The following is a 7862-nucleotide window of genomic DNA, read 5'->3' as shown; positions in this document are numbered from 1 at the left end:
TTCGTCATGGTGGAGTTTCCTCTGTTGGTTGGTTTTGATCTCGACAATCAAATTTTCCAACAAAATCTCCACCGCCTCATCCCCGCCTGCAGATTTCAGCCCGTACACCAGATTCGACTATAGCTCCCGGGCGCCCGCCAAATCGAAGAGCGCGCGGCCTGCCAACACGTTCAATTTATTCAAATGGACCAACGACTGCTCGATAAACACGCGCCCCAAGGCGACCAAGTTTGCAACATGGCGGTTGATGTCGCTTTTGTTAACTTGGAACTCGACGGTTCCGATTGAGGTAGTCTTGCACAGTTTAGCTGATTCAAGAACTGCCATTTCCAACGCAGCGAGATTCTCGATTACGAAGTCGAACTTCTCTTCGATAACAACAAGCTGTATGAGACAGTCCCGTGCTTTCGTGATTTTATCGAAAGCATCTTTTGAGATCGGCACGAATCGGTCTTGACTAAGGACCAGCTTCATCAACCCATAATCCAAGACCTCCGTTTCGTTCAGAACTGCTTCGTGAGCTGGTTCATCTGGTAATCTCCCCTGCAAATGATCGCCATCAGAAGTAGAATTTTCTCAATTAGTTTTTTGAAAGTTCTGCAATGAAGACTTCCCGATTCACCGACAGCCAAATCATCGCCATCCTGAAGCAGGCCGAAGCCGGCTCCCCGATCCCGGAGCTATGCCGCGAGCATGGCATGAGCACGGCAACGTTCTACAAGTGGCGCGCCAAATTCGGCGGTATGGATGCATCCCTGATGGCCCGCATGAAGGAGCTTGAAGAGGAAAATCGCCGCCTCAAAAAGATGTATGCCGATGAGCGCATCAAGGCCGAGATCGTTGCCGAGGCTTTAGCAAAAAAGTGGTAGCGCCATCTCGCCGACGTGAGATGGCTCGCTGGTACGTCGATACTGGTCGAGCGACAATTCAGAACGCTTGCCTAGCATTCGGCATCAGCCAGACCTGTTTTCGCTACCAGGCCAAGCGCAATTCTGAAAATGAAGTAATCGCCGACTGGTTGGTGCGTCTGACGAATAATCAGCGCAACTGGGGCTTCGGCCTGTGCTTTCTTTACCTGCGCAACGTGAAAGGCTTCAAATGGAACCACAAGCGCGTCTACCGTATCTATCGCGAGCTAGAGCTGAACCTGCGCATCAAACCGCGCCAGCGCCTTGTACGTGAGAAGCCATTGCCACTTGCGGTACCCACGGCGATCAATCAGACCTGGTCGATGGATTTCATGCACGACCAACTGGCCGATGGACGCAGCATTCGTCTATTCAACGTCATCGACGATTTCAACCGCGAAGGCCTGATCATCGATGTCGATTTCTCGCTGCCGTCGGAACGCATCGTCCGGTCGCTGAACCAGCTGATCGAATGGCGTGGCAAGCCGTGCATGATCCGGTGCGACAACGGTCCGGAATACATCAGCGAGACGACCAAGACTTGGGCCGCCAAGCACGGCATCGAGATCGCGTTCATCCAGCCGGGCCAACCGCAGCAGAACGCCTATGTCGAGCGCTATAACCGCACCGTACGCTATGACTGGCTGGCGCATCACCTGTTCGATTCCTTGGACGAGATCCAGGACTTTGCCACGCGCTGGTTATGGACATACAATCACGACCGGCCACACATGGCACTTGGCGGCATTACGCCGATTCAGAAATTGGCCCTCGCCGCATAGCCTCTACTTCTGGTGCACATCATTGATGGGGGGGATTACCATCTAACGACTCTGATGAGGTAGGGACAGCTGGAGTGGTTGGATTGCTGGTCATGGCATTACCCATTGTGGGGAGTCGTTTGTCGGTAGAACTATTTTACTTTCCGCAGCACCCTCGTTGCATCAAATGGGGGCTGGCGCCTTGTTGCCCTGTTCAGACGCTATAAACACTACAACCTGCTTTTTGCTCGGACGGGAGCCGGCTCTGCTACGGAAGACTGCTGGTTATTAAAAAGCATGATTTGATGGCCGGCCGGGTTTTCTGGATACAGATAATGAGGCGTGCGACGAAGATCGAATGAGATCGCCTCTTGTACCGAGTCAGGCACGCCTCGTGGAGTAATGTCTAGTGCATCGATGATAAAGTCCAGCGGCCGATTGTGCACAAGCCAAAAACCGAACGGTAGAAATTTCATGATGTGCCCATACACCGTCTTGTCTCCTGCGTCAGGCAACGAAATATCCATCCAGCCGGCGTGTCTGAGGATCACCTGCTTACGTGACAGATACGGCCAGCAGTAGAGGCGCCAATCGTCTGGAAATGCACGGTCAGAATGCAGGAAGTACTGCCTCAGCGATTCTGATGCACCAATGTCCTGGCGCCAAGTCTGCGTGTCCTCGACCGCGTGTGCTGCCAGTATATGGCCAATGACCGACCTTGCCACCAAGTGCAGGTCCACTTCTACTCGGACAATGCGAGGCAACACGACATTTCTAACTACAGCTTGCATGCCGATACGCATCTGGTCGACGAAGTACTTGAGTTCCGGGTCGTAGTCCAGACCGAGCCTGTGGTTGTTACACGTCGCGCATAGGGTTTGGAACTTCAAGCCGCCCTGAATATAAATGGAGTCGCGCTGCTGGCCAGTGGATTGCGAATCCATTGTAAGCCGGCTCAATACTGCGTTAGTAATGTGGACACATCCTTGCGGGGGCACGTGATCCCGCGTAAGTTCACCGAACTGGCCGCAGATAACGCAAAATCCTGGGCCTTTTTTGCCGGCGAATCCGGCCCAACTGTTAATACGTCTCGAATACCCAGCCATACATACCTGTAGTTCTGCTTAAAGCCCCTATTGTATCGCGGCATGTTTATGAGTTTTGGCAAATTATGAAACCTACCAAATTCTTAAGGGGGCGGCGGGGATTCGTGTTGTTCACGCTAAAGTTAAGTCTATGATTTCAAGAGGAAATCGCCACAGAAAACTGTCTTGGCGTTCTCAACTGAGGTTATTCTGTCCATTTACTCGCTCTATCTCTGCCAGCTTTTCTTCTGCTGCCAATGCCCGCGCTTTGTACAGCGAGGCTTCCTTCAGCAAACAAGATATTTCATACCAATACGTCGCTCCAAGATCTCCGTCTTCGTGCTGCAATTGATGCAGCTTTTCCAATGCGATTTCAAGATTAACTTGTGTACTCATTTTGTTTCCTCTAGTGAGGGACAGCCGGGATAAAGCCAGAAATAGCACATAAGCCCTACGGTAATAACAAAGGTGTCTCTTATGCGTTTTTTGTCGTACAAGTCTAACCGCGCTTCTTATTTGGCTTACCCATTGTCCGTGGGAGCGGCGGCACTTGGTATCATTTTGTCGAGAAAACCTCGCAACTGATCGCCGATACGCTCGTGGGACGCGATTTGAGGGGCGGCCGCGATTCGTGTAAAAAAACCAAAATGCTGCGGTAGGCGTTGTTGTCGCTCTCGACCACCATCAGAGTATAACGGTGGTCGCGCATTCAGGTTTGCATATGGTTGATCAGTTATTTTTTGCGGCGCCTCGACGCGAGTGGAACCAGTTAAAGCCGAATCCGCCAAACGCTGCCAATCCGACTACGGCCTGGGCCAGCACTGTTTCCAATGTTGGGTAAAGGCCCAGCCAGTCGACACGAGGACCACTTACAACGTGCGCTGCCACCCATCCTGCCTCTTGCAGGGCAGACACGCCTTTGCCGATCAACACCACCGCCAAAGCGGCTACGAGAACCGACGTGTAGGAGAAGAATTTACTGATCGGCATGCGGGCGCTGGTACGCAGCAGGACAAAAGCGATCACAGCCAACAGAACGAGCGCGGTGACAAAGCCGCCGGCCAATGCACCGCCATTGCCTTCAGCGGCCAATGCCGAGTAAAACAGGACGGTTTCAAAGACTTCACGGTAGACAGCAATGAACGACAGCGCGAAGAGTGCACCTGCGGAACGACGTGTCATGGCAGCGGACAGTTTGCTACTCAGATAGTCCTGCCAGCGCCCAGCGCTACTCTTCTGGTGCATCCAGAGGCCCACGCTGAGCAGAACGACAGCGGCAAGCACAGAACCGAGCCCTTCGGTCACTTCCCGGCTGGCGCCACTAATTTCGATGAAATAGGTCGCTATAAACCAGGTCATGCCACCGGCGACCAATGCGCTAACCCATCCCGCGTGTACTGGGCGCAAGGCGTCGGGTCGGCCAGCCTTTTTGAGAAATGCAATCATGCCGATCACGATAAGAAGTGCCTCAACGCCTTCACGCAACAGAATGGCAAGCGCACCAAGGAAGGTGGTCGTTGGATCGGCTTTGGCATCTCCCATCAGCGCCTCTACTTGAGAAAACAGACTAGTCAATTCTCCAGCTGCTGCCTCGGCATGGGCGACTGTGCCTCCAGTAACTGCGGAACGATACTTCAGCATTGCACCTTCGACGGCTACCAGCAATGCTTGGTCACGCGCACCAACGATGGGTTCGATCGGCTCGAAACCGTCAAGATACGCTGACAGCCCTAGCTTGGTTGCGTTCGCTTTGTCACCCACGCGCAGGGCCGCAAGGCTTTCCTGGAGCCGAAGACGCGCGAGGTTTAGACCGGTGGGTTTGCCCGTTTCAACCACACCAGGATGTGTTCGCAAGTAAGCAGTCAGGTCACGTGCCACCTCACCAGGCAGCGTTTTGGCAGCGGCCGTCTCGGTAATAGTTGTCACGGCAGCGAGGTCAGGATAGCGTTGCTTGATGGTGCTCCCGGCGCTTTTCCATAAATGCTCACCGCGTGCGCGCATATCGGCGTCATAAGCGATGGAACCGACGTAGAACGCAAGTGCCCACCGGTCTTGTTCTGGCAGCGACTCGAAGCTTGCCATCGATGTTCCACCAACCCCTTGCGAAATAACCTGGAATAGCGCCATGAGGCTACGGGAGCCTGCGCGCTCGGCATCAGTAAACGCAATCGGGGGTGGTTCCAGGTCGGCCGCTAGTGGCCCATCCCCGGCACCATAGGTGCCGTGGCACGCTGCGCACTGTGCAAGGTATAGGGAGCGCCCACGTGCAAGATCCGGAACGGCCTTCGGTGCGACCGGGATTGGATATGCCACCAGCAACAAGCCATTGGCATAATGAGCCAGGCGTGCAACTTCGGCAGCATCGGCCTTACGAACGACAGCGGCGCGTAGTTCGGCGATCGCGGCAGCAATTTGCTGCTTGGAGCTGTGCGTCGGCAGTGATTGAACCTGTTTGCCTGCATTCTCCGTGAAGTCGAGCATTTCCGCATATTCAGCATCACTAGCGACGGCGCCGTTGGACACGGCGCCGCTGTAATCGACAGCGACATAGTCGATCAATTGCCACAACTGTTTTGCGTCCACCGGGGGGGCTGGTTCAGCAATAGCAGTGCCTGTGAAGAGGAAAGCCGAGGCGACGGCTACCGCCCACTTGTATAACTTTAACTTACTGAGCATCTTTGTTGCCTCCGAATTTTGGAATCAGACGAATGTAGATCAGCTCGCTGATCAACTCGACCATCGTCTGGGTGATGATGATTGCTGGCAGTATCTTCATCGATGCTCATACTGCACTCCCTTCTATAAGCGGTTAATTATCGTTCACTTCCTTGCCTCGGGTATAGGCGATGTGGCGGCGATCTTGTCGAGATAGGCATGCAACTGCTCCCCGATTTGTTCCTGCGCCTGCGCCTTTGCATTGGCCTGGGCCAGCAAGAGTTCCAACTCACGGACCTGTGCCTTTATCGGCGCCATCTGGTCGTTTGCATTGTTTAACTGTTCGGTCAGCAGTTCCACTTCGGCGACTTTACTGGCCAGTTGGCGCTCCGTATCCGAGGCGTGCACCTGCAGCGATTGCAGCGAGTCGATTTTTTGCTCCAGCTTACGGACCTGCGTCAGTTGCTCGTAAAGGTTCTGCTTAGTGTGCGACAACTCTGACACCAGCTTCGCTCCTTCCTGGTTCAGGCGAGTGGTCTCATCTTGTTTGACGGCGACCGCCTGCTGCGCCAGGCGCAGCTCAGCCTGCACTTGCTGTACTTGTAGTTCGTGGCGCCGGACATCGGCTTCTCGCTGCTCTTTTACCGACTGGCGATAGTGCTCCAGGGCTTGGCGAGCGTGCTGGTGTTTCTCCTCCAACGATAGTCGATATGCCTCATTCTCGGCAAGTCGTTGCTGCAGGTCGGCCACTTGCTGTTCTGCGACCTGGCGCATTGTCGATTCCCGTTGATGCTCGCTATGGCTAGCCGCCAATGCCGCTCCTTGCTCCTGGAGGGCCGTTTCCAGCTCCAGCACGCGGGAGCGCTGCTGCGCATTGTCGTTCTGGGCCGCCAGCAGCAGCGCTGCCTGTTCGGCCGCCGTCGTATCGGATGTGGCACGGGCCGCCGCTATCTGTTCCTGTGCCTCGTCCTCCAGCCGTGTGGCCAATCGTTCGACCAAGTCCTGTAACGCCTCGCTGATCGAGCTGCGCTTGCCGCGGGCGCCGCCATCCTCTTCCTCCAGTTCCTTGAGGTATTTGTGGATCGTTGTTTTGGAGCCAGTGTTCCCCAGTGCCACGCGAACGGCATCGACCGACGGGTTGACACCCTGCGAAATGAGGGCATCACGTGCCTTTTTTACGTCCGATTTGTAAAGCCCAATGCGCGCCATGAATTCTCCAAGAATGAAATAAGATAATATGTTACGTACCACATAATTACATACTATGTACGCAGCTAAATCAAGACTAATTGCATTTAAATTTCATATCGGATAATGTAACATTATCCGGTATGAGCAAGAAAAATGACCTTTTTTAGCCTTATGCTCGTGTAATTTGGTTCTCGCCGGCGACACAAGTCCACCGAACCTGCGAATGGAGGTGTAATGACCACACTAGACGACTACCTCGATGAGCCTAGAACACACGGGAAACTGGTGCTTGCGTTGCAACGCATCATCAGCGCCGAGTTCACGAATGCCGACTGGCAGGAAATAGGCTATTCCTCAGGGCAGCACGAGTACATCCAGCATCACGATCGTTTGCTACGTAGCCTGCACTTCGGCGATGATGATTACGGCGCTTGCGTTTTCCAATGCCTCGAATATTTTGCGCGTCACCAGCGGCACGCTATCGAGTTACTGATCAACCATCCTAAACTGCGTAGTCAACTGATCCGTGAAGTGCCGGATATCATCGGCTTTGTCCACGTGGATGTTGAAAGAGTGCACTCCGAGGCACTTCCAGATATCGCTCCAGGCGATGTCGTTCTGCGCGCGCTAGCAGATGCCGAGCATCTTCTACTGACAAGTGGTCCTGTCAGCGCTGTTGATCGGCTTCATACCGCACTGCACGGCTATTTCCGCATGCTGTGCACCAGCATGGGAATCTCGGTCGCTGACGATGCCTCAATGACGGCGCTCTTCAAAGCACTTCGAGCCGATCACCCCGCACTCTCATTTATGGGACCTCACGACAAAGAAATGGTCAGGGTGCTTAACGGCTTTGCTAACGCCATTGACGCGTTAAACTCTTTGCGGAACAACGGAAGTATTGCCCACCCGTCCAAGAATCTCCTGGGAGAGCCGGAAGCGCTTTTGGCTGTCAATGCGACCCGGACTATATTCAACTACATACGGGCCAAGGTAGGTCAGTGAACGAGCCATGAGCAACCTGGAAAAATACATTCAAGCGGCGACGCGCGAGAACACTCGACAAAGTTATCGATCAGCGATCGAGCACTTCGAAGTCGTGTGGGGCGGTCTATTGCCAGCGACACCGGATGGCGGAGCTAATGTCAAATCTGGTGTATGCCAATCCTGAAGCGTAGGGCCATCAGGCGGCGAGTTTCTGTTGTTCCGGCGGATTGTCCTGCGCCGGAAGTCCATCTTTAAACAGCACGCCAGCCAGCAGC

7 protein-coding genes are annotated in these 7862 nt (G+C 54.1%); 2 read left to right on the top strand and 5 right to left on the bottom strand.

Features of this window, described 5'->3' with window-relative positions; all coding sequences use genetic code 11:
• Positions 1–117: 117 nt before the first annotated feature.
• Positions 118–474, bottom strand: a complete 357-nt coding sequence (locus GTP44_RS26400; RefSeq protein WP_161021748.1) for a hypothetical protein — start codon at positions 472–474, stop codon at positions 118–120.
• Between the two features lie 128 nt (positions 475–602).
• On the opposite strand from GTP44_RS26400, the gene GTP44_RS26395 reads away from it, so the two are divergent.
• Positions 603–1690, top strand: a protein-coding gene (locus GTP44_RS26395) for an IS3 family transposase (RefSeq protein ID WP_229257100.1) whose coding sequence is annotated in 2 segments (ribosomal slippage) — positions 603–864 and positions 864–1690 — 1089 coding nt in all. Because the reading frame shifts where the segments join, the coding sequence is not laid out codon by codon here.
• Between the two features lie 209 nt (positions 1691–1899).
• On the opposite strand, the gene GTP44_RS26390 is transcribed toward GTP44_RS26395, so the two are convergent.
• The 4 genes from GTP44_RS26390 to GTP44_RS26370 all read right to left on the bottom strand — a co-directional run bounded on the left by GTP44_RS26390 (position 1900) and on the right by GTP44_RS26370 (position 6618).
• A complete protein-coding gene (locus tag GTP44_RS26390; RefSeq protein WP_161021747.1) occupies positions 1900–2613 on the bottom strand; it encodes a hypothetical protein in 714 nt (237 codons plus the stop codon).
• Between the two features lie 336 nt (positions 2614–2949).
• Positions 2950–3150: a hypothetical protein gene (locus GTP44_RS26385; protein ID WP_161021746.1), complete on the bottom strand. Its 201-nt coding sequence runs from the start codon at positions 3148–3150 to the stop codon at positions 2950–2952.
• Between the two features lie 333 nt (positions 3151–3483).
• Complete coding sequence (locus GTP44_RS26380) at positions 3484–5430, bottom strand: cytochrome c/FTR1 family iron permease (RefSeq protein ID WP_161021745.1); 1947 nt, start codon at positions 5428–5430, stop codon at positions 3484–3486.
• A 144-nt stretch (positions 5431–5574) separates the two neighbouring features.
• Positions 5575–6618, bottom strand: coding sequence for a DNA-binding protein (locus GTP44_RS26370; protein ID WP_161021744.1), 1044 nt, complete (start codon positions 6616–6618; stop codon positions 5575–5577).
• A gap of 216 nt (positions 6619–6834) precedes the next feature.
• On the opposite strand from GTP44_RS26370, the gene GTP44_RS26365 reads away from it, so the two are divergent.
• Positions 6835–7605, top strand: a complete 771-nt coding sequence (locus tag GTP44_RS26365; RefSeq protein ID WP_161021743.1) for an abortive infection family protein — start codon at positions 6835–6837, stop codon at positions 7603–7605.
• Positions 7606–7862: the final 257 nt, after the last annotated feature.

It is taken from the genome of Duganella lactea (genome assembly GCF_009857505.1).
Taxonomy (GTDB): domain Bacteria; phylum Pseudomonadota; class Gammaproteobacteria; order Burkholderiales; family Burkholderiaceae_D; genus Rugamonas; species Rugamonas lactea.
Note: the sequence above shows the minus strand (reverse complement) of the source record. Positions and strands in the feature narration are given on the sequence as shown.

Bases quoted from the DNA above. Each gene is read 5' to 3' on its own strand.
- GTP44_RS26385 (WP_161021746.1), bottom strand. From the start codon at position 3,150: ATGAGTACACAAGTTAATCTTGAAATCGCATTGGAAAAGCTGCATCAA.
- GTP44_RS26365 (WP_161021743.1), top strand. From the start codon at position 6,835: ATGACCACACTAGACGACTACCTCGATGAGCCTAGAACACACGGGAAA.
- GTP44_RS26380 (WP_161021745.1), bottom strand. From the start codon at position 5,430: ATGCTCAGTAAGTTAAAGTTATACAAGTGGGCGGTAGCCGTCGCCTCG.
- GTP44_RS26400 (WP_161021748.1), bottom strand. From the start codon at position 474: ATGAAGCTGGTCCTTAGTCAAGACCGATTCGTGCCGATCTCAAAAGAT.
- GTP44_RS26370 (WP_161021744.1), bottom strand. From the start codon at position 6,618: ATGGCGCGCATTGGGCTTTACAAATCGGACGTAAAAAAGGCACGTGAT.
- GTP44_RS26390 (WP_161021747.1), bottom strand. From the start codon at position 2,613: ATGGATTCGCAATCCACTGGCCAGCAGCGCGACTCCATTTATATTCAG.